Raw genomic sequence first — 21,639 nt, 5'->3', positions numbered from 1 at the left:
GTGAATCACTGTAGCCTGTTTTATTGCCCTGCGCTGGGATCATTTGTGCCCTGTTTTTTGTCTCCGGGCCGTGGTGAGGTGTAGACTTCAGCCCCTGCAAACCAGGAAAAACGAGAGGATTAATGAGCTACCGTGTAATTGCCCTCGACCTCGACGGCACGCTGCTGACCCCAGCCAAAACGATTCTGCCGCAGTCAATCGAAGCGCTAAATCAGGCACGCCAGGCGGGCGTTCATGTCGCTATCGTGACCGGACGCCATCACTGCGCTATCCACCCTTTTTATCAGGCGTTACAGCTGGATACACCCGCAATCTGCTGTAATGGCACCTATTTGTATGATTACCAGGCGAAAAAGGTGCTGGCGTCCGATCCCCTCGACCCGCAGCTGGCGTTGCAGGTGATTGAGATGCTGAATCAGCAGCAGATTCACGGGTTGCTCTACGTGGATGATGCGATGCTCTATCAGACCCCGACCGGCCACGTGATGCGCACCCTCAAGTGGGCCGAATCGCTGCCCGCCCACCAGCGTCCACTGTTCCGCCAGGTGCCCGACCTGGCCCAGGCGGCACGCGACGCCGGTTCGATCTGGAAGTTTGCCCTGTCGCACAACAACATCCCGGAACTGCAGCAGTTCGCCACCAGAGTGGAAGCGGAACTGGGGCTGGCCTGCGAATGGTCGTGGCACGATCAGGTCGATATCGCCAAAGGCGGCAACAGCAAAGGCAAACGACTGGCGCAGTGGGTTGAATCACTGGGGCTGAGTATGTCCGATGTGATCGCGTTCGGTGATAACTATAACGATCTCAGCATGCTGGAAACGGCCGGACTGGGCGTGGCGATGGGCAATGCCGATGAGGCGATCAAAGCGCGGGCGAAAATGGTGATCGGCACCAACCTTGAAACCGGTATTGCCGATACCCTCTATCAGTACGTGTTGTAATCAGGGCGTCACCGAGACGCTTTTGATCTGGGCATAAAGCCACTGATCTGGCCGGATGCCCAGCTCATCCCGCGCCCACGGCGTAATGCGCGCCCAGAGTTCGCTGATGCCGATGCGCAGCTTCACCTCAACCTGGTCCCCGACCTCCAGCAATTCCACCACCTGTGCCGGCAGGATATTGCGGATGGAAGTATTGTGCGGCGGCTGCAGCGCCAGCGAGACATCGGCCGAGGCAATGCGAATACGCAGCGGGGTTTTAACCGGCTGATTCACCCGGCTGACCCAGATGTGCTGATCGCCCAGCGACAGCGCGGTCATCGGATAGTCGGGATGCTGTTCCAGCACCTGCACCCGCAGCACGCTGGTCAGTTCACTCACCGGCAGCCAGGGCCGCATCGCGCTGCTGCTCCAGACCCGCTCCAGCGGACCAAAGGCTTTGACCTTGCCCGCATCCAGCACCAGCACGTTATCAGCCAGCTGCAGGATCTCCTCCAGACTGTGCGAAACGTAGAGCATCGGAATCTCAACCTGCTTCGCCAGCTTTTGCAGATAGGGCATCAGTTCACGTTTGCGTGGCAGATCCAGTGACGCCAGCGGCTCATCCAGCAGCAGCATATCCGGTGCGGTCAGCAGCGCACGGCCAATCGCGACCCGCTGCTTTTCCCCGCCCGACAGCGACAGCGGAAAGCGCGGCAGCAGCGCCTCCAGACCCAGCAGAGAGACCAGACTGTCGAACTGCGCTTTCATCTTAGGTGCCATACCATATTGCAGGTTGCCTCGGACCCGATAGTGCGGGAACAGCCGCGCATCCTGAAACACATAACCGATACGCCGTTTTTCCGGCGGCAGCGCAATCTTCTGCTCTGCATCAAACAGCAGGCGATCGTGTAGCTGGATCCGTCCCCTTTGCGGCTGAGTCAGCCCGCTGATCGCGTTGATCAGGGAGGTTTTTCCGGCGCCTGACACGCCGAAAATAGCGGTGATCCCTTTGGCCGGGATCTGCAGGTCGACCTCCAGCACGTGATCGCCCTGCTGCTGCATAACGTTGAGTGATAGCATCAGTTTCCCATCCGCTTACGGCCTGCGCGTGCCAGCCATTCCGACGCCAGCAGTGACGCCAGGGCCAGCACGATCGCGATGACGCAGAGCCGTGCCGCCGCCCCTTCCGCGCCCGGTGTCTCTATCAGGGTAAACATCGCCAGCGGCAGCGTGCGCGTCTCGCCGGGAATATTGGAAACAAAGGTGATGGTGGCGCCGAACTCGCCCAGCGATCGGGCAAACGCCAGCACCGTACCGACGATCACGCCTGGCAACGTCAGCGGGAGCGTAATGGTGAAAAAGACCCGCCAGCGTCCGGCGCCCAGCGTGCGCGCCGCCTGCTCCAGCCGGCTATCCACCGCCTCCAGCGCCAGCCGGATGGCACGCACCATCAACGGAAAGGCGATCACGGCAGAGGCCAGTGCGGCACCGCGCCAGCTGAAAGCAAAGCTGAAGCCAAACCAGTCATAAAGCTTTTCGCCTATGATGCCGCGCCGCCCAAGGCTAATCAGCAGCAGATAACCCACCACCACCGGTGGCAGCACTAGCGGCAGGTGGATCAGGCTGTCGAGCAGCGCTTTACCAGGAAAACGGCAGCGCACCAGAATCCAGGCCATCAGGATGCCAAACGGCAGACTGCCTATCACGGCTATGCCAGAGACTTTAAGGCTAAGCAGTACCGCCTGCCATTCGGGATCGCTGAGTATCATTTCGTCGGTGTGAATCCGTAATGTTTAAAGATAGCCGCGGCCTGGGGCCCTTTCAGATAATCATAAAACGCTTTAACGGCGGCGTTGTCGTGATCGTTCACTATCGCCATCGGATATTCTACGGGTTTATGGCTGGTTGCCGGAAAATGCCCGACGACCTGCACTTTGTCGCTGGCGACCGCGTCAGACCCGTAGACAATGCCATAGGGCGTTTCATTACGCTCGACCAGCGCCAGCGCTGCCCGCACATTATTGGCTGGCGCTAACGAAGGCGCAACGCCTTCCCAGGCACCCAGCTTTTGCAGCGCCTCTTTGGCGTAGATGCCCGCAGGAACGTGGTCCGGATCGCCGACTGCCAGACGCTCACCGTGCAGCAAGGTTTTCCAGTCAGTCTGCGGGTCCAGCGTCACCGCTTTCGCGTCAGCACTGCGTGGCGCAATCAATACCAGATCGTTGCCCAGCAGGGTATAGCGGCTACTGGTAATCACACTTTTTTTCGCCACCGCATCATCCATCCACTGCTGATCGGCAGAGATAAAGAGATCGGCAGGAGCACCCTGCTCAATCTGGCGCGCCAGCGTTGAAGAGGAGGCAAACGAAGAGACCACCGTCACCCCCTTTTCCTGCTTGTAACGGCTGGCAATATCCTGCATCGCGTTGGTCAGTGAAGCCGCGGCAAACACAGTGATGCTGTCGGCAGCCACAGCCTGCCCGACCAGCGAAACGGTGATCAGGGCCGCGACGCCCCAGCGATAGTGTTTAAATGACATGATTTTCTCCGGCTATTCGTTGTGTAGCGGATAATATAGCGCAATGTCAGTGAGGTTCAGTAAATTATCGGCAGGGGGAACAAAAGGTTAAATCAGGAGAGATAAAAACGACCACGCCCGCGCAGATGGCGGGCGTAGCAGCAATTAATTGTGCGAACGGGCTGAGGATTTTTCGCGATGACCAATTTTAGAGATGACGTTAAACACTTCACCCAGGCCATAAATCATGCCCAGCATCAGCGCCATCACGACAGGCACCATCAGTATGGCAACGGCGAGGCTTTTAAGTAGTTCCAGCATGGAGAGTCTCACTCTGCTAACAAAAAAGAGATTGTAACGGGTCAGCAAAATTTTGCGCAGCCCTTTTCGTGCTTTTACTTTGGTCACAAAACGCCGCTATCATCGGCCTTCGCCTTAACCCTTTGCCGGAGCTGTCATGGAAGCCGAACTGTCCCTTCATATCCGTTTACAACAGAAACTGTTTGCCGATCCGCGACGTATTGAGCTGCTGAAACGCGTACAGCAGACCGGGTCGATCAGTCAGGGGGCGAAGCTGGCCGGTATCAGCTACAAAAGTGCCTGGGATGCGATTAATGAGATGAACCAGATGGCGGATGAAACGCTGGTAGAGCGGGCCACCGGTGGTAAAGGCGGCGGTGGCGCAACGCTGACCCGCTACGGTGAACGCCTGATTCAGCTGTTCCAGCTGATGGAGCAGATCCAGCAGAAAGCCTTTGATGCGCTGCAGCAGGATACGTTACCGCTCGACAGTCTGCTGGCGGCCATCGCCCGCTTCTCGCTGCAGACCAGCGCCCGTAACCAGCTGTTTGGCACCGTCGTCAGTAAAGATGCGCAACAGGTGGTCCAGCATCTGCTGATTCAACTGGCCGATGGCGTCACGCAGCTTAATGTGGCGCTGACCCAGCGTAGCGCCGATCGCCTGCAACTGGCCGCCGGTAAAGAGGTGCTGGTGCTGATCAAGGCGCCGTGGATCCGCATCAGTCGTGACGCCGCACAGGATGACAATCAGCTGGCAGCGACGGTCAGTGCCATCGAACCCGGCGAGCAGATGAGTGAAGTGCTGATGAAGCTCGCCAGCGGCGAAACCCTGTGCGCGACCCTGAGCAACGATCAGCTTCAGCAACTCAGGCTGCAGCCCGGCGACGCCGTGATCGCCAGTTTCAATGCGGAACACGCCATCGTCGCCACCCTGCTCTAGCGGTTGATTTGACTTCATTACGGGCAATGGTTACAACTCAGTGACACGATGCAAAAAATGGAACAGAACATGGCTTCATTGCACATTTCGCAAGGCACATTTCGTCTTAGCGATACCCGGATACTGAGCCTGAATCAGGTGGAGCTGCAGCGCGGCGAAAGCTGGGCGTTTGTCGGAGCCAACGGCAGCGGCAAATCATCACTGGCGCGCGCACTCTCTGGAGAACTGCCGCCGCTGGCTGGTTCAGTCAGCAGCGACTTCAGACGGCCGGTCCGGCTGTCGCTGGAGCAGCTCCAAACCCTGGTGGCGCAGGAGTGGCAGCGCAACAACACCGATATGCTCAGCGAAGGTGAAGAGGATACCGGGCTGACCGTGGCAGAGGTGATTCAGGCGGAGGTGCAGCAGCCCGAGCGCTGCGAGCAGCTGGCACAGCAGTTCGGCATCGAAGCGCTGCTTTCACGCCGCTTCAAATATCTCTCTACCGGCGAAACCCGCAAAACCCTGCTCTGTCAGGCATTGATGAACCAGCCCGATTTGCTGATTCTGGATGAGCCGTTTGACGGGCTGGATGTGGCGTCGCGCGCCAGCCTGACCGACACGCTGCGCGGCCTGCAGCAACCGACATTTACCCTGGTGCTGGTGCTCAATCGCTTTGACGATATTCCCGATTTCATTCAGCAGGTTGGCGTGCTGGCGGAGTGCACCCTCACCCACAGCGGGCCACGCCAGGCTATTTTAACGGAAGCGCTGGTGGCGCAGCTGGCACACAGTGAACAGCTGATGGGAATGGCGTTACCTGAGGCGGATGCGCCGGATCAGCTGCCATCGCTGGCGGATGATGCGCCGCGCGTTATCCTGCGCAACGGCACCGTCTCGTATAACGATAAGCCAGTAATTCAGGGGCTGAACTGGCAGGTCAACGCCGGCGAGCACTGGCAGATTACCGGCCCGAACGGCGCCGGAAAATCGACCCTGCTCAGCCTGGTGACCGGCGATCATCCTCAGGGCTACAGCAATGATTTAACCCTGTTTGGCCGCCGTCGCGGCAGTGGTGAAACCATCTGGGATATCAAGCAGCATATTGGCTATGTCAGCAGCAGCCTGCATCTCGATTACCGCGTCAGCACCAATGTGCGCACGGTGATCCTGTCGGGCTTCTTCGACTCTATTGGTCTCTATCAGGCGGCTTCTGACCGGCAAAAAGCGCTGGCACAGCAGTGGCTGGCACTGCTGGGGATGGATAACGGACAGGCCGATGCGCCGTTCCACTCGCTCTCATGGGGACAGCAGCGGCTGGTGCTGATTGCCCGCGCGCTGGTTAAGCATCCGACGCTACTGATACTGGATGAGCCACTACAGGGGCTCGACCCGATTAACCGCCAGCTGGTGCGGCGCTTTGTCGATGTGCTGATTGGCGAGGGACGGACTCAACTGCTGTTTGTTTCGCATCACGCGGAAGATGCGCCCGCCTGCATCACACATCGCCTGAGCTTTATCGCCCATGACGGCGGCTATCACTATCAGCAGGAAACCCTGCACTAAGGCTCTTGTAACGCGTCACCCCACGCCGCTGCTGCGGCGTTTTAAAGCATCCTTGTGTAAGCGCTACCATTCCACATCACCTTTCACGCCATATATCCGCACACAATGCCACGAAATAAGAATATTCAGCTTGTGTAAACGATACCATTTATCCAGACTTGATCACGCTTTCGGGCGCGCTGATGTGCTACTTTTTACCGATGCCTCTTTGGCTTTTGACGCTTACCAGGATCTAACATGGAAAAATTCAACCCGGTCGATCACCCGCATCGCCGTTACAATCCACTGATTGATCAATGGATTTTAGTTTCACCTCATCGGGCCAAACGTCCGTGGCAAGGCGCGCAGGAAACCCCGGCGGTCAATACGTTACCGGCGCACGATCCGGACTGCTTCCTGTGTGCCGGAAACACCCGCATCACCGGCGACAAAAACCCGGACTATGCGGGCACCTACGTCTTTACCAATGACTTTGCTGCGCTGATGACCGACACGCCAGACGCGCCTGAGAGCGACGATATCCTGATGCGTTGTGAAAGCGCTCGCGGCACCAGTCGGGTCATCTGCTTCTCGCCCGATCACAGCAAAACCCTGCCGGAGATGTCGCTGAACGCGCTGGAAGAGGTGGTGCGTACCTGGCAGGCAGAGACCGCCGATCTGGGTCAGCACTATCCGTGGGTGCAGGTGTTTGAGAACAAAGGCGCGGCGATGGGCTGCTCCAACCCGCATCCGCATGGTCAGATCTGGGCCAACAGCTTCCTGCCGAATGAAGCGCAGCGTGAAGATGATCATCAGCGCGACTATTTCGCTAAACATGGCTCGCCGATGCTGGTCGATTATCTGGCTCGCGAACAGCAGGATGGCAGCCGCACCGTGGTGGAAACCGATCACTGGCTGGCGGTGGTGCCGTGGTGGGCCGCCTGGCCGTTTGAAACCCTGCTGCTGCCGAAAGCGCACGTCAAACGAATTACCGACCTCAATGAGGCGCAGCGTACCGACCTGGCGCTGGCGCTTAAGCTGCTGACCAGCCGCTACGACAACCTGTTCCAGTGCTCATTCCCCTACTCCATGGGCTGGCATGGCGCGCCGTTTAACGGCGAAGCCAACGATCACTGGCAGTTGCATGCTCACTTCTATCCGCCGCTGCTGCGCTCAGCAACGGTGCGTAAATTTATGGTTGGCTATGAAATGCTGGCCGAAACCCAACGCGATTTAACGGCGGAACAGGCGGCGGAACGTCTGCGTTCTGTCAGCGACGTTCACTTCCGTGAGGCACAACAATGAGCTTAAAAACCATCACGCAGCAGCTTTTCTCTGACACCTTCGGTTACGCCGCTACGCATACCATTCAGGCACCGGGCCGCGTTAACCTGATTGGCGAGCATACCGACTATAACGACGGCTTCGTGCTGCCGTGCGCCATCGATTACCAGACGGTGATTGCCTGTGCCCGCCGTGACGATCGCCAGATTCGGGTGGTCGCTGCGGATTATGAAAATGCGCAGGACACATTCTCTCTCGATGAAGAGATCGTCAGCCTGCAGGAACCGATGTGGGCCAACTATGTGCGCGGCGTGGTGAAACATCTGCAGCAGCGTCATGCCGATTTCGGCGGTATCGATATGGTGATCAGCGGCAACGTGCCTCAGGGCGCGGGCCTCAGCTCATCTGCGTCGCTGGAAGTGGCGGTCGGCACCGTGGTGCAGCAGCTCTATAATCTGCCGCTGGATGGCGCCGCCATTGCCGTGAATGGTCAGGAAGCGGAAAACCAGTTCGTCGGCTGTAACTGCGGCATCATGGACCAGCTGATCTCCGCGCTGGGCCGGAAAGATCACGCCATGCTGCTCGACTGCCGCACGCTGGGCACGCGTCCGGTGTCGATGCCGGAAGATATCGCGGTGGTGATCATCAACTCCAACTTCCGTCGTACCCTGGTTGGCAGCGAATACAACACGCGTCGTGAGCAGTGTGAAGCGGGCGCACGTTTCTTCAATAAGAAGGCGCTGCGTGACGTTGAACTGGCCGAGTTTGAAGCGGCACAGGCGCAGCTCAACCCGCAGGTGGCAAAACGCGTGCGTCACGTCCTGACCGAGAACGCCCGCACCCTGGAAGCAGCCGATGCGCTGACGCAGGGCGACCTGACCCGTATGGGCCAGCTGATGGCCGAATCTCACGCCTCGATGCGTGACGACTTTGAGATCACCGTGCCACCGATCGATACCCTGGTAGAGATCGTGAAAGCGCAGATCGGTGAGCGCGGCGGCGTGCGTATGACCGGCGGCGGCTTTGGTGGCTGTATCGTCGCGCTGATGCCACTGGATCTGGTCGATCAGGTCAAAGCCGCCGTAGCGGAGCAGTATGAAGCAGCAACCGGCATCAAAGAGACCTTCTACGTCTGCAAAGCCTCTGAAGGAGCTGGCCAATGCTGAACGACGTCAACTCCCATGCGCCCGACGGTCAGCCGTGGCGCATAACGGTGCTGCGCAATGCCAACGGCATGCTGGCCACCTTTATGGACTGGGGCGCAACCTGGCTCTCCGCCCGCGTGCCGATGCAGGATGGCACGGTGCGTGAAGCGCTGCTCGGCTGCGCCACGCCCTCTGACTATCTGCATCAGGATGCCTATCTGGGCGCGACGGTCGGCCGCTACGCTAACCGCATCGCCGGGGCAAAACTGAATAAACTGAACCGCCAGCTGGTGCCGAACCAGGGCGCACATCAGCTGCATGGCGGACCGGAAGGCTTTGATAAGCGCCGCTGGCAGATTGTCAGCCAGTCTGACAGCGAGGTGCACTACCGCATTGATTCGCCTGATGGCGATCAGGGCTATCCCGGCAATCTGATTGCCGATCTGCGCTATCAGCTGGATGACCAGAACTGCCTGAGCATTAGCTATGAAGCGCGCTGCGATCAGCCCTGCCCGGTCAATCTGACTAACCACGCCTACTTTAACCTTGATGCGCATCATGGCGACGCCCGCCAGCATCGCTTACAACTGCACGCCGACCATTATCTGCCGGTCGACAGCGAAGGCATCCCGAATGCGCCGCTGAAAGAGGTTGCCGGAACCAGTTTTGATTTCCGCGAGGCCAAAGTCGTGGCACAGGAGTTTCTGGCAGACGACGACCAGCGAGCGGTGAAGGGCTATGACCATGCGTTTCTGCTCAGCAGCGCAGGCGACGACACTCAGCCTGCGGCAGAACTCTGGTCGGAAGATGGCAGACTGCAGCTCAGCGTGACCACTTCGGCACCGGCGTTGCAGTTCTACTCCGGCAACTACCTGGCAGGCACCCGTGCCCGTGAACAGGCGAGCTATACTGCATTTCAGGGTATTGCGCTGGAGAGCGAATTTTTACCGGATTCGCCTAATCATGATGAATGGCCTCAGCCTGATTGCTGGCTGCAGCCGGGAGATCGCTGGGAATCCGTGACGCGTTATCGCTTCACGCCACGCTGAGCCTCCGGCTGAAAAACGCGCAGTGCGTCACACACAGGCTTACGCGCTGCCCGCTTTTCCGTTATGGTATGGCGCAATCAGCTCGCGTGTCAGGCGGGCAGCAGCAGGTTTCCAATCTCACAGAAACATCACAGTATTAAGGAGTTAAGCTATGGCTGTAACTAAGCTGGTTCTGGTGCGACACGGCGAAAGCCAGTGGAACAACGAAAACCGCTTTACCGGTTGGTATGATGTTGACCTTTCAGAGAAAGGTCGTGGCGAAGCCAAATCAGCAGGTCAGCTGCTGAAAAAAGAGGGCTTTGTTTTCGATTTCGCTTACACCTCAGTACTGAAGCGTGCCATTCACACGCTGTGGAATGTGCTGGATGAGCTGGATCAGGCCTGGCTGCCGGTTGAGAAAAACTGGCGTCTGAACGAGCGTCACTACGGTGCACTGCAGGGTCTGGATAAAGCGGAAACCGCTGCCAAATATGGTGATGAGCAGGTTAAGCAGTGGCGTCGCGGCTTTGCCGTTACTCCGCCAGAGCTGGATCGTTCAGATGAGCGCTTCCCGGGCCATGATCCGCGTTACGCGAAACTGACCCCAGAGCAGCTGCCAACCACCGAAAGCCTGGCGCTGACTATTGACCGCGTTATCCCTTACTGGAACGAAACCATTCTGCCGCGCATCAAAAGCGGTGAGAAAGTGATCATTGCCGCACACGGCAACTCACTGCGTGCGCTGGTGAAATATCTGGATAACCTGAGCGAAGATGAAATCCTCGAACTGAACATCCCTACCGGCGTACCGCTGGTTTATGAGTTCGATGAAAACTTCAAACCGTTGAAACGCTACTACCTGGGCGACCAGGACGAGATTGCCGCGAAAGCCGCAGCTGTTGCGAATCAGGGTAAAGCGAAGTAATTTCTCGCTGAAATGCAAAAAGGCCAGACGAAAGTCTGGCCTTTTTTATTGGGCTGCGCGCACGAACGCTGCGCACTGTGTTCGTTGTCAGAATAAAGAGATCAATGAGCCAGGCAACAACTGATTGGCTCAAAGCGCAGGGAATACGGTCAGAGGCACAATCCTCAACGCGAACCGGGTCAGACCTTGTCAGTTATCCCACTCAGCCGCGGCGCTGTTTAACCGCTGCCGCCAGCTGACGCAGCACCTTGTCGGTATCTTCCCAGCCGATACAGGCGTCGGTGACGCTTTTGCCATAGACCAGCGGCTCGCCGCTCTCCAGACTCTGGTTGCCTTCCACCAGATGACTCTCGATCATCACACCGACAATCGCCTGCTCACCATTAATCAGCTGCTGTGAGACATCGTCTGCCACAACCATCTGACGCTGGAACTGCTTGCTGCTGTTGGCGTGGCTGAAATCGATCATCACCTGCTGTGGCAGACCCGCTTTTGCCAGGCCCTCTTTGACCTCTGCAACATGCTGCGCACTATAGTTCGGCTCTTTGCCGCCGCGCAGAATGATATGGCAGTCACCGTTGCCGCTGGTTTCCACAATGGCGGAGTGACCATACTTCGTCACAGACAGGAAACAGTGCGGCGATCCCGCCGCGTTGATGGCATCGATCGCCACCTTAATGGTGCCATCGGTGCCGTTTTTGAAGCCGACCGGACAGGAGAGACCGGACGCCAGCTCACGGTGTACCTGGGATTCCGTGGTGCGCGCGCCAATCGCGCCCCAGCTCATCAGGTCAGCCACATATTGCGGGGTAATCATATCCAGAAACTCGCCCGCCGCCGGTAAGCCGCTGTCGTTAATATCCAGCAGCAGTTTACGCGCCAGACGCAGACCGTCGTTGAGCTGGTAGCTGTTATCCATGTAGGGATCGTTGATCAGCCCTTTCCAGCCCACCGTGGTGCGCGGCTTTTCAAAATAGACCCGCATCACCACTTCCAGCTCGCCTTTCAGCTCATCACGCAGCGCCAGCAGGCGGTCGGCATACTCTTTTGCCGCTTCAGTGTCATGAATTGAGCAGGGGCCGATCACCACCAGCAGGCGATCGTCCTTGCCCTGCAGGATCTGATGAATCGCCTGACGGGCCTGTGAAACGGTCTGTGCAGCACGATCGGTCGCCGGGAATTTTTCGAGCAGCGCAACCGGAGGTAACAGCTCTTTAATCTCTTTGATGCGTAAGTCATCGTTCTGGTAATTCATACTGATTCCATATTATTTCTGGCCCGGCGCCCGCCGGACACAACCTGCCCAATGTAGCCCGAAGCGCCTGGGGTGTAAATTCCCGCTGCGGGTTAAATGTGCGGGTGATATTTGCATTAATCAGGTTAGCGACTAGACTTTTTAATGGTAAGCACTGAGGAACGTCCCGCTTACAAAATTAAATCACCCTGTTTAAGCCAACCGGCGAATTATATTTCGTCAGGGATTTTCTTACCCGAAATTGCACCTCTGGGCTTAAAGCATCTTCATTTATTAACGGGAGCATAATGATGAAAAAGTTTGCCTTACTCTTTTTGACAGCAGCAATGACACTGAGCAGCGGTGCGGTACTGGCTGCAGACAGCAGCAGCAATAACGGTACATCGAATCAGGCAGCCAGTGCAGGTGCAGCAGCGGGCGGAGCGAAAGAGAATCTGCCGCCAAATAATGTCGATAACAGCAAAATTAATAACACTGGCAACGATACCAATCCTGCAACGTCCGGCAGCACCACCAGCCATGGTAATATGTCTGCTAACGAAATGGACCAGAACGCCCAGTGTAAAGATGGTAAATGTCCGAACATCAATAAAAAAGTTCAGACTAAAGTGGGCGGCGGTGACGTAGATACTAAAACCGACGGCACCACCCAGTAATTCTGTTTAGCCAGGAGAGCTGACGCTCTCCTGGTTTTTCTCCCCTCTGTCCCACTCTTCCGCTATGCTAATCCTGTGAATTTTACAGGAAATCCTTCATGGCCGTTTTGCTTCTGATTGACGATCATCCGCTGGTTGAAGTGGCACTTGAAGCCGCTCTGAGCCAGTCGCCTATTCCGGTTCAGCTCCTCTCTGCCAGCAGTGAAAAAGCCGCCCGTCCCCTGCTTCAGCAGCCACTGGACATCATCGTGCTGGATATTGGCCTGCCGGATAGCGATGGGCTGGAGTTCCTGCGTCGCCTGAAGATCCATCGCCCCGACTGTCCGGTATTGATCTACTCTGCTCAGCAGACCCGCCACTATGTGCGTCGTGCCCAGGCGCTGGGTGCCGCCGGTTATGTGGTGAAGAGCCAGCGCATGGCGCAACTGCTTAGCGCTATCCTGGCGGTGCTGGGCGGTCAGACGGCGTTTCCGGTGATGGATGATGAGCCGGAACTCCCGCTGACCCAGAAAGAGCGTCAGATTCTGGCGCTGCTGGCCAGCGGCCTGTCCAATCTGCAAATCGCCGCCCAGTTGCACATCAGTAATAAAACGGTCAGCACCCATAAAAAGAACATTCTGGAAAAAACCGGCACCCGTTCGGTGGTGGAACTGGCTGACCTGTGGAAGGCGCAGCAGTGAGAACTCTCCTGCTGATGCTGCTGTTGCTGTGCGGCTCCGTTCTGGCTGAGGTGCGTCCGGTGAGCAGCATCAATCTGCCGATGATGCTGCCGGTGACACACGCGGAAACCATGCAGGGCAAAATTCTGCGTGTTGGCCTGCTGGAAGAGAACCACGCCCCCTGGGCGATGCGCATCGGCAACGACCTGTATGGCATCAATGCTGACTATCTTTCCGCACTGCGCCAGCTGACTGGCGCGCAGTTCAGCCTCAACCTCTACAGCGATCAGCCGCATCTGATGCAGGCGCTGAACAGCGGCCAGATCGATTTTGCGCTTGGCATGTGGATTTCTCCCCTGCCAGCCGGCGCGCTGAGCAGCGATAACTGGTACAGCAGCCCGCTTCGGGTCTACCGCAATCAGCAAAACCAGCGTGCCGTGATGTTTAACAGCCAGAATGCCCAACTGGCGATCAGCGAAAGCACGCTGGCACAACTGCCGCCTGCGCTGGCGGCCCGCCACAGCTGGCGACGCTACAGCAGTGATCTGCAGGCGCTCTATACCCTGCTGAATCAGCAGAATGATTATGTGGTGGCGGATGAGACCAGCGCCGGATTTCTGCTGAGCCAGCTGCAACAGGGCCAGATTTATCAGATCGCCTCACACATCGAGGCCGGACAGCTCAACCTGCGCGCGGTCTCCCGCGATCCGGAGCTTATCAGCTGGATTAATCAGAGCCTGCGTCAGTTGCCAGCAGAACTGATGAACACGCTGCAGGCGCGCTGGAGCAGTACCCTGCCGCGCTACCAGGATACGCAGACCCTGATGCTCAGCCCCACTGAACGCGCCTGGATTGCCGATCATCCGCGTATTACTTACACCGCCGAACCGGACAACTATCCCTGGAGTTATCGCGATGCCAGCGGGACCGCCAGAGGCTATGGCGTGGATTTGCTGAAAGCGATAGCTCAGAGCACCGGCCTGCAGTTTGAACCGGTGTGGGTCAGCAATCCGCGTCAGGCGAACACGCTGATCGGTCAGCAGCAGGCGATGCTGCAGCTGATGCAGCCGCTGAACGGCGATGCGATGCAGAGCACCTCGCTGCCGGTGTGGCGCGCGCTGTGGGGCATCTACACCCTCCAGCCCGATACGCTGGCGCACTGGCGCGACCTGCGCGGCAAGCGGGTCGGCGTGTTACAGGATGACCTGGCGCTGCGTCTGCTGCCTGCGGATCTGCAGCCGCTGCAGTTTGCCGATCGTAATAGTCTCTATGACGCGCTGGCAAAAGGGCAGATCGATGCGCTGGTGGATAACGTGCTCTCCGCCCGCTGGCGTATCGCCAGCCGCGATGATGCGCGCATCCATCTCGCCTTTGCCGCCAGCGACATCGCCTGGCCGATCGCGCTGGGTGTGACGCCTGACCAGCCGGTGCTGCGCACCCTGCTGGATCGCGCGCTGCAGCAGATCCCGGCTGACACACAGAGCCAGATGCGCGACAGCTGGTCAACCCCGCCACAGCCCGGCAGCGTGATGGTGATGCGTTCGCTGCCGATGATGGTGCTGGCGGTGGCAGGTGCGGCCATTGCGCTGCTGCTGTTGCTGCTGGCGCGCCGCTACTGGCAACAGCGCCGGGAGCGTCAGCAGCGTGAACAGGCTGAGCACGCCAATGCGATGAAGAGCCAGTTCCTGGCGACCGTCAGCCATGAGCTGCGCACGCCGATGCAGGCGATCCTGGGACTGCTGGAGCTGGAGAAGCAGCAGCACAGCAGCCAGAACCTGACGCTGCTGCACAGCAGTGCGCAATCGCTGCTGACGTTGCTGAATGATCTGCAGGATCATGCGCGCATCGAGAGCAACAGTTTTACCCTGGCGCCCCGTCCGCTGGCGCTGGCGCAGTGGCTCAATCAGCAGCAGCACTTTTATCATCCGTTAATGCGCGAAGATGGCCCGCATCTGATCGTCGAGGCGCTGACGCCGCTGCCTGATGCCGTGATGATCGATGCCGATCGCCTGCAGCAGGTGGTCAACAACCTGATGACCAATGCGCTGAAATTTACCCGCCACGGCGCGATTCGCCTGACGCTGGCCGCACAGCAACAACAGCTGATTCTGACGGTGAGCGACAGCGGCAGCGGTATTCCGCCAGAGGAGCAGCAGAAGCTGTTTGACCCCTGGTATCAGGCACCGTCCGGTAAATCGGTTTCGGTGCAGGGCAGCGGCCTGGGGCTGTTTATCTGCCGGGAAATGGTGCAGCGGATGGGCGGCGATATCCGGCTCGCCTCTGAACCCGGTCACGGCACCCAGGTCACCGTGACGCTGCCACTGGCGGTCTGCGCACCAGCAAACCACGTGGATGAAACTGCCCTGCCCGACCTTCCACAACTGCGGGTGGCGATTGTCGATGACCATCCGACCAATCTGCTGGTGATGCAGCAGCAGCTGTCGCGTTTTGCGATTCAGGCTGACATCTTTGAGCAGGGACGCGCGCTGCTGCAGGCCGATGCGCAGCAGCCTTATGACCTGCTGTTTATCGACCAGATGATGCCGCGGCCTGACGGCACACTGCTTTTGCGGATATTGCGGCGGCGTGACCGTCAGCGGAAGCGTCAGGCGATGCGGGTGCTCTGCTCCGCGGATGCCCAGCTGCTGTCACGACCGCTGGAAGCGCGGGAGCGGGTAATAATAAAACCGGTGCAGTTAGCCGATCTCAGCGCGCTGCTGGCAGAGTGGCAGGAAGATCCGCTGGCGGCGCTGGATGATAATCTGTGGCAACTGGCGCAGCAGAATGAGAAATTCCTCCGCCGTCTGAGCCAGACGCTGCACAACACGGTGACGCAGGATCTGGCCGTGATGCGCGAAGCACGCGAGCGCGAGGCGTGGATGCCGTTCGCCGAAGCGGCGCACCGGATGAAAGGAAGCTGGTTACTGGTGGGACTGGAGCACGGCGCACAGCTCAGCCAGCAACTGGCGGAGCAGGCAAAACAGCATCAGGACACGTCTGAGACGTGGCAATTACTGATATTATTAGCAAACAGGTTACTGAAAAAACTGGAATCTTATGGCACATACCCACACTCATAGCGGGCAGGATAGTAATCGCACGCGTCTGGCGGCCGCCTTCGGGGTGACCGTTGTCTTTATGGTGGCTGAAGTGATTGGCGGCTGGCTCTCGGGTTCACTGGCGTTGCTGGCGGACGCCGGGCATATGCTGACCGATGCCGCAGCGCTGCTGATGGCGCTGCTGGCGGTGCAGTTCTCGCGCCGTAAACCCAATGCACGCCACACCTTTGGCCTGCTGCGTCTGACCACGCTGGCCGCATTTGTTAACGCCATTGCGCTGCTGGGCATTACCGCACTGATCGTCTGGGAGGCGGTGCGCCGCTTTGCCGACCCGCAACCGGTGACCGGCGGCCTGATGCTGGGGATTGCTATTGGCGGCCTGCTGGCCAATATTCTGTCGTTCTGGCTGCTGCATCACGGCAGCGAAGAGAAGAATCTCAACGTGCGGGCCGCGGCGCTGCATGTGATGGGCGACCTGCTTGGCTCGGTGGGTGCGATTGTCGCGGCGGTGATTATTATGCTGACCGGCTGGACCCCAATCGATCCGATTCTGTCGTTGCTGGTGTCACTGCTGGTGCTGCGCAGCGCCTGGGCGCTGCTGCGTGAGAGTCTGCAGGAGTTACTGGAAGGGGCGCCGCGTTCGCTGGATGTGAACCGGCTGATACGGGATCTCACCCTGAACATCGCAGAGGTGCGCAATGTTCACCATGTGCATCTGTGGCAGGTGGGCGAAAAGCCGATGCTGACGCTGCATGCGCAGGTGATCCCGCCTTACGATCACGATGCGCTGCTGCATCGTATCCACGACTATCTGCGCCAGCACTATCAGATTGCGCATGCGACCGTGCAGATGGAGTATCAGCCCTGTGCCGGTGCCGAGTGTGAACTCGGCTTAAGCGGCGCTGCCGCCACCGGCCATGATCACAGCCATTCACACGACCATTAGCATGCTCACGCTAAAGGCGAAGTGCACACTCACTGAGCCGACAGCGCGCGGGAACCCTGTTGCCGCGCGCTGCGGATCCACATGCGCGAGCCGTTCAGCGCAATCAGCGTCAGAATCACATACTCCAGCGACATCGCATAGACGCCTTGACGGGCAAAAATCATCACGCTAATCACGTTGATGATGACCCACAGCAGCCAGTTCTCAACATATTTGCGCGTCATCAGCACCATCGCCGCAATCGACAACACCATCATGCAGGAGTCCCAGAACGGGAACGCATCCGGCTGCAGCGCGGGCATCGCCACCGACAGGCCAACGCCGTTCATCAGCGTGACGGCCGCACGGGTTAACAGCGCAAACACCGGATCGATATAGAGGGTCATCAGCGCAATCGCAATCACACAGCCCGCCGTCCAGGCCAGCGCCTTAGGCAGCGGCAGCCAGCAGATTTTCAGCGCCGCCTGATGATCGGAGGTTTGCCGACTCCAGGCGTACCAACCGTAGATATTGGCGGCAAAAAAGAAGAGCTGCAGCAGCAGGCTGGCGTAGAGCTGGATCTGAAAGAAAATCACCGCAAACAGCGTGACGTTAATCAGGCCAAAGGGATAGTTGATGATTTTTTCCAGGCTGGCAAACCAGATGCAGAGTAAGCCTGCCAGCGTGCCGATAGCCTCAATCCATGAGAGATCGTAGCCTCCGGCACCCAGAGGAATGTGAACCAGAATATTATGTGTGCTGAAGAAGTCCATGCTGAGCACCTGTCCGAAAAACGCTTACGCGTTTCCCTTCACGTTGAGTTTAAGTTCCGCTGCAAAGGATAGCATGCGATTAAGCGGCAGTAACGCCGCCTCACGCAGCGTCTCATCCACCTGAATCTCATGTTCCACCCCACCCGACTCCAGCGCCTCTGCGATGGCTTTAAGGCCGTTCATCGCCATCCAGGGACAGTGAGCACAGCTGCGGCAGGTGGCACCTTCACCGGCGGTCGGCGCTTCAAGCAGCTCTTTATCCGGCACCGCCTGCTGCATTTTGTAGAAGATGCCGCGATCGGTCGCCACAATCATCTGCGGATGCGGCAGGGATTTGGCGGCCTGAATCAGCTGACTGGTCGAGCCGACCGCATCGGCCAGATCGACAATCGCCTGCGGTGACTCAGGATGCACCAGCACTGCCGCGTCGGGATAGAGCGCTTTCATACGCTGCAGCGCCTGGGTTTTGAACTCGTCGTGCACAATGCACGCGCCCTGCCAGCAGAGCACGTCCGCGCCCGATTTTTGGGTAACGTAGCGGCCAAGATGGCGATCCGGCGCCCAGATAATTTTTTCGCCCAGACTGTCGAGGTGCTCAATCAGCTCGACCGCAATGCTTGAGGTCACCACCCAGTCGGCCCGCGCTTTTATCGCCGCCGAGGTATTGGCGTAGACCACCACAGTGCGATCGGGATGGGCGTCGCAAAAGGCGTTAAACTCTTCAATCGGGCAGCCGAGATCCAGTGAGCACTCCGCCTGCAGCGTCGGCATCAGTACGGTTTTCTCCGGGCTGAGGATTTTGGCGGTTTCACCCATAAAGCGCACGCCGGCCACCAGCAGTGTCGTCGCCGAATGGTTGCTGCCAAAGCGTGCCATCTCCAGCGAGTCCGAAACGCAGCCGCCCGTTTCTTCTGCCAGCGCCTGAATTTCCGGATCGGTGTAGTAGTGCGCCACCATCACCGCGTTTCGTGCCTTCAGCAGCGCTTTAATTTTCTCACGGTAGAACGCCTTCTCGTCGTCACTCAGACGGGCGGGTTTGGGCGGAAAGGGATAAACGGCTCTTTCTGGATCGAACATCACACTCATGACACAGCTCTCGTTTTGTCTAATTAACGAAAATCGCCTGTTCCGGCGACTTATGGCGTCCAATCCGCCATCGTGTTTTATATGCTAAACACGATAGCGGAAAAGCCTGGCTGTGTCGTGCGATATTTATTCTGTCTGCATCACAGCGCCGACCCTGCCGGGCTGCGTTTCATCTGCCAGTACCAGCGGTTTTTGCGGCGCTTCCAGTGCCAGCAGAAAGGCTTTGATATCCAGTCCGCCCGCAAAGCCGGTAAGCTTGCCGTTGGCTCCAATCACGCGGTGGCACGGTGCGACAATCGAGAGCGGATTACGCCCATTGGCCGCCCCGACGGCACGCACCGCCAGCGGATGGCCGATCTCCCGCGCAATCTGGCTGTAGCTGCGCGTCTCACCAAACGGGATAGCCACCAGCGCCTGCCAGACTTTTTTCTGAAACTCAGTGCCGACAAAATCGAGCGGCAGCTCAAAGCAGCAACGAGCACCGGTGAAGTACTCGCTGAGCTGACGCTCAGTTTCGATCAGAATGGGATGATCGTCATCGCGCGTTTGCGGCAAAAACCGGGTGCGTTTTGGATCGTCGTTTTCCCACAAAATACCCGCCAGGCCGCTATCGCTGGCGACCAGTTTCAGTTCACCCACCGGGGTGACTATCGGTTTGAAGTAGTACATGGTGATTCTCCCGTCACGGTTCTGTCGCCTATTATCGCACTTTTCATCAGCCTGACTGGCTGTTTTCGGTCATGGCGATAAACTGTTGTGCTGTCCGAAAACAGCCAGTCTGCCGGGATTCACCGGTGTAGGCTGCGCTTATTTACCGGAGAACTGCCATGCTCGATCCCGACATTGCCTATCAGGCGCTGACCTCTCGTGATACCCGCTTTGACGGTGTTTTCTTTGTTGGCGTGACCTCAACCGGTATCTATTGTCGTCCGGTCTGCCCGGTCAAAGCGCCGATGCAGAAGAACTGCCTTTTCTTCAGCAGCGCGGAAGCGGCGGAGAAAGCCCGCTTTCGCCCCTGCCTGCGCTGTCGGCCCGAACTGGCACCCGGTAATGCGCCGGTTGATCAGCCGCATCGTGTGGCAGAGCGGCTGGTTCAGCGTATCGAGGAAGGCATGCTGGAGGAACGTGAAGGACTGGAGGCAATTGCCGCTGAATTCGGTATCAGCCTGCGTCAGCTGCGCCGTATCGTGCAGCAGGAGCTGGGTGTCTCGCCGCTGGAACTGAAGCAGACGCGGCGCATGCTGCTGGCTAAACAGCTGCTGACCGAAACCCGGCTGCCGATTATTGACGTTGCCTATGCCAGCGGCTTTGGCAGCCTGCGGCGCTTTAATGATGTCTTCCAGGCGCGTTACCGCATGACGCCAGGCGCGCTGCGCAGGGACGATACGGGCACTCAGTGCGCGCAGCCCGGCGACCGCGTGACGCTGCGGCTGGCCTATCGCCCTCCCTACGACTGGGCGGCGATGCTCTGGTTTTTGCAGACGCATCTGATGAAAGAGGTCGAGGCGGTGGAAGATGGCTGCTGGCGACGCACCGTGGTGCTCGGCCGCTGCCGGGGCTGGGTCTCTGTTTCGCATCTGCCGCAAAAGAATGCGCTGCAGGTGACGCTCTCCACCTCGCTGACGCCGGTTCTGCCTCTGCTGCTGCGCCGTCTGCGTGATCTGTTCGATCTCGACGCACAGCCGCAGCGTATCGCCGCCTGTCTGGCGCAGGACCCACTGCTGGCACCCAGCCTGATCTCGCATCCGGGTCTGCGTGTGCCTGGCGCATTCGACGCCTTTGAGCTGGGCGTGCGCGCCATTATCGGCCAGCAGGTGACGGTCAAAGCGGCCACCACGGTCAGCAGCCGTTTTGCCGCCGCCTTTGGCGAACCCTGTGAGACGCCGTTCGCCGATCTGACCCGCTACACCGCCCATCCTGAACGCATCGCCGGACTGACGGTAGACGATGTCGCGCCGATGGGGATTGTCAGTGCCGCCCGCTCCCGCGCCATCATCGCCTTTGCAAATGCCTGCGCCAGCGGAGATCTGCGTCTTAGTGCCGCTCAGGCGCCAGACGAGGTCATCAAAAAACTCGTCAGCCTGCCGGGTATTGGTCCCTGGACCGCGCACTACATCGCGATGCGCGCCCTGCGCTGGCCGGATGCCTTTCCCAAAGAGGATATTGCCATCCGGAATAACCTGGGCGGCATGTCATCGAAAGAAGCGGAGGCGCGATCGCAGTCATGGCGTCCCTGGCGCAGCTATGCAGTGATGCATATCTGGGAGAGCCTGGCAGTGGCAAAGGCAAAGAAAAAGCCGTGACGGCGAGAGTGGGGGCAAATCTGCCAGCAATACAGAAGCTCAACGCGCAGGGAACAGGGTCAGAAGAGGAAAGCGTCCCGCGCCTGGGACAAAAACGCCGGGAGCGTTTTTGAACAACGCAACGCGTTGGCCCGGCTACGGGCGCACCTCAGGGATGAGGTGCGTAATCGCGCGGGTTGAGCAGGTCATGGATTGGCTTTAGCGTCTTTCCGATCTGACCCTGTTCTCTGCGCAGGCTCAATCTCAAAGCGGCTTGCGGCAAACTTCATCGACAACTTTAAAAACCAATCACGTTTTGCTTTGAAAAAGTAATCAGATACCGCAGAAACAAAAAAAGCGCCC

Annotated in this window: 20 protein-coding genes; 12 read left to right on the top strand and 8 right to left on the bottom strand. The window is 58.6% G+C overall.

All coding sequences use genetic code 11. The features are described from left to right. Positions 1–122: 122 nt before the first annotated feature. On the top strand, positions 123–941 hold the full coding sequence (locus ACMGGP_RS04790; RefSeq protein WP_010669666.1) for a pyridoxal phosphatase: 819 nt from the start codon (positions 123–125) through the stop codon (positions 939–941). Here the strand turns inward: ACMGGP_RS04790 and modC are convergent, their stop codons facing one another. The 4 genes from modC to ACMGGP_RS04770 form a co-directional block, all read right to left on the bottom strand. After that, positions 942–2,000 (bottom strand): molybdenum ABC transporter ATP-binding protein ModC, encoded by a 1,059-nt coding sequence (gene modC / locus ACMGGP_RS04785; protein ID WP_498798220.1) that lies wholly within the window; start codon positions 1,998–2,000, stop codon positions 942–944. Beyond that, complete coding sequence (modB, locus tag ACMGGP_RS04780) at positions 2,000–2,689, bottom strand: molybdate ABC transporter permease subunit (RefSeq protein WP_010260189.1); 690 nt, start codon at positions 2,687–2,689, stop codon at positions 2,000–2,002. Before modB ends, modC begins: the two co-directional genes overlap by 1 nt. After that, the gene (gene modA / locus ACMGGP_RS04775) at positions 2,686–3,459 is read right to left on the bottom strand and encodes a molybdate ABC transporter substrate-binding protein (RefSeq protein WP_498798219.1); all 774 of its coding nucleotides are present in this window, start codon (positions 3,457–3,459) and stop codon (positions 2,686–2,688) included. Before modA ends, modB begins: the two co-directional genes overlap by 4 nt. Before the next feature lie 144 nt (positions 3,460–3,603). Further along, entirely contained in the window at positions 3,604–3,759 is a 156-nt protein-coding gene (locus tag ACMGGP_RS04770) for an AcrZ family multidrug efflux pump-associated protein (protein WP_010260183.1), read from the bottom strand. Positions 3,760–3,895: 136 nt separating this feature from the next. On the opposite strand from ACMGGP_RS04770, the gene modE reads away from it, so the two are divergent. The 6 genes from modE (at position 3,896) to gpmA (ending at position 10,581) form a co-directional block, all read left to right on the top strand. Continuing rightward, entirely contained in the window at positions 3,896–4,678 is a 783-nt protein-coding gene (modE, locus tag ACMGGP_RS04765; protein WP_400368398.1) for a molybdenum-dependent transcriptional regulator, read from the top strand. A 69-nt stretch (positions 4,679–4,747) separates the two neighbouring features. Beyond that, positions 4,748–6,220, top strand: a complete 1,473-nt coding sequence (gene modF / locus ACMGGP_RS04760) for a molybdate ABC transporter ATP-binding protein ModF (RefSeq protein ID WP_157351717.1) — start codon at positions 4,748–4,750, stop codon at positions 6,218–6,220. 237 nt (positions 6,221–6,457) lie between these two features. After that, the gene (gene galT / locus ACMGGP_RS04755) at positions 6,458–7,504 is read left to right on the top strand and encodes a galactose-1-phosphate uridylyltransferase (protein WP_010669661.1); all 1,047 of its coding nucleotides are present in this window, start codon (positions 6,458–6,460) and stop codon (positions 7,502–7,504) included. Further along, positions 7,501–8,649, top strand: coding sequence for a galactokinase (gene galK, locus ACMGGP_RS04750; protein ID WP_498798218.1), 1,149 nt, complete (start codon positions 7,501–7,503; stop codon positions 8,647–8,649). Before galT ends, galK begins: the two co-directional genes overlap by 4 nt. Continuing rightward, positions 8,643–9,677 (top strand): galactose-1-epimerase, encoded by a 1,035-nt coding sequence (galM, locus tag ACMGGP_RS04745; RefSeq protein WP_157351713.1) that lies wholly within the window; start codon positions 8,643–8,645, stop codon positions 9,675–9,677. Before galK ends, galM begins: the two co-directional genes overlap by 7 nt. Positions 9,678–9,828: 151 nt before the next feature. Then, positions 9,829–10,581 (top strand): 2,3-diphosphoglycerate-dependent phosphoglycerate mutase, encoded by a 753-nt coding sequence (gpmA, locus tag ACMGGP_RS04740; protein WP_346465270.1) that lies wholly within the window; start codon positions 9,829–9,831, stop codon positions 10,579–10,581. Positions 10,582–10,783: 202 nt separating this feature from the next. Here the strand turns inward: gpmA and aroG are convergent, their stop codons facing one another. Beyond that, positions 10,784–11,836, bottom strand: a complete 1,053-nt coding sequence (gene aroG, locus ACMGGP_RS04735; protein ID WP_010669658.1) for a 3-deoxy-7-phosphoheptulonate synthase AroG — start codon at positions 11,834–11,836, stop codon at positions 10,784–10,786. Positions 11,837–12,123: 287 nt separating this feature from the next. Here aroG and ACMGGP_RS04730 point away from each other — a divergent pair, with 287 nt between their 5' ends. The 4 genes from ACMGGP_RS04730 (at position 12,124) to zitB (ending at position 17,156) form a co-directional block, all read left to right on the top strand. Then, entirely contained in the window at positions 12,124–12,492 is a 369-nt protein-coding gene (locus ACMGGP_RS04730) for a YbgS-like family protein (RefSeq protein WP_022626030.1), read from the top strand. Between the two features lie 98 nt (positions 12,493–12,590). Then, on the top strand, positions 12,591–13,172 hold the full coding sequence (locus ACMGGP_RS04725; protein ID WP_346554758.1) for a response regulator: 582 nt from the start codon (positions 12,591–12,593) through the stop codon (positions 13,170–13,172). Further along, entirely contained in the window at positions 13,169–16,231 is a 3,063-nt protein-coding gene (locus ACMGGP_RS04720) for a hybrid sensor histidine kinase/response regulator (protein WP_498798217.1), read from the top strand. Before ACMGGP_RS04725 ends, ACMGGP_RS04720 begins: the two co-directional genes overlap by 4 nt. Then, positions 16,209–17,156, top strand: coding sequence for a CDF family zinc transporter ZitB (gene zitB, locus ACMGGP_RS04715; protein WP_498798216.1), 948 nt, complete (start codon positions 16,209–16,211; stop codon positions 17,154–17,156). Before ACMGGP_RS04720 ends, zitB begins: the two co-directional genes overlap by 23 nt. A gap of 29 nt (positions 17,157–17,185) precedes the next feature. Here zitB and pnuC read toward each other — a convergent pair whose 3' ends face one another. The 3 genes from pnuC to ACMGGP_RS04700 form a co-directional block, all read right to left on the bottom strand. Continuing rightward, the gene (pnuC, locus tag ACMGGP_RS04710; RefSeq protein ID WP_498798215.1) at positions 17,186–17,908 is read right to left on the bottom strand and encodes a nicotinamide riboside transporter PnuC; all 723 of its coding nucleotides are present in this window, start codon (positions 17,906–17,908) and stop codon (positions 17,186–17,188) included. Between the two features lie 24 nt (positions 17,909–17,932). Continuing rightward, positions 17,933–18,985, bottom strand: a complete 1,053-nt coding sequence (gene nadA, locus ACMGGP_RS04705; protein ID WP_498798214.1) for a quinolinate synthase NadA — start codon at positions 18,983–18,985, stop codon at positions 17,933–17,935. 135 nt (positions 18,986–19,120) lie between these two features. Then, complete coding sequence (locus tag ACMGGP_RS04700; RefSeq protein WP_033771153.1) at positions 19,121–19,663, bottom strand: methylated-DNA--[protein]-cysteine S-methyltransferase; 543 nt, start codon at positions 19,661–19,663, stop codon at positions 19,121–19,123. A gap of 158 nt (positions 19,664–19,821) precedes the next feature. On the opposite strand from ACMGGP_RS04700, the gene ACMGGP_RS04695 reads away from it, so the two are divergent. Continuing rightward, entirely contained in the window at positions 19,822–21,297 is a 1,476-nt protein-coding gene (locus ACMGGP_RS04695) for an AlkA N-terminal domain-containing protein (RefSeq protein WP_010260146.1), read from the top strand. Positions 21,298–21,639: the final 342 nt, after the last annotated feature.

The sequence above is a fragment of the Curtobacterium sp. BNK-1 genome (assembly GCF_048685235.1).
Lineage (GTDB): Bacteria > Pseudomonadota > Gammaproteobacteria > Enterobacterales > Enterobacteriaceae > Pantoea > Pantoea agglomerans.
This window is presented reverse-complemented; position numbering and strand designations above follow the sequence as displayed.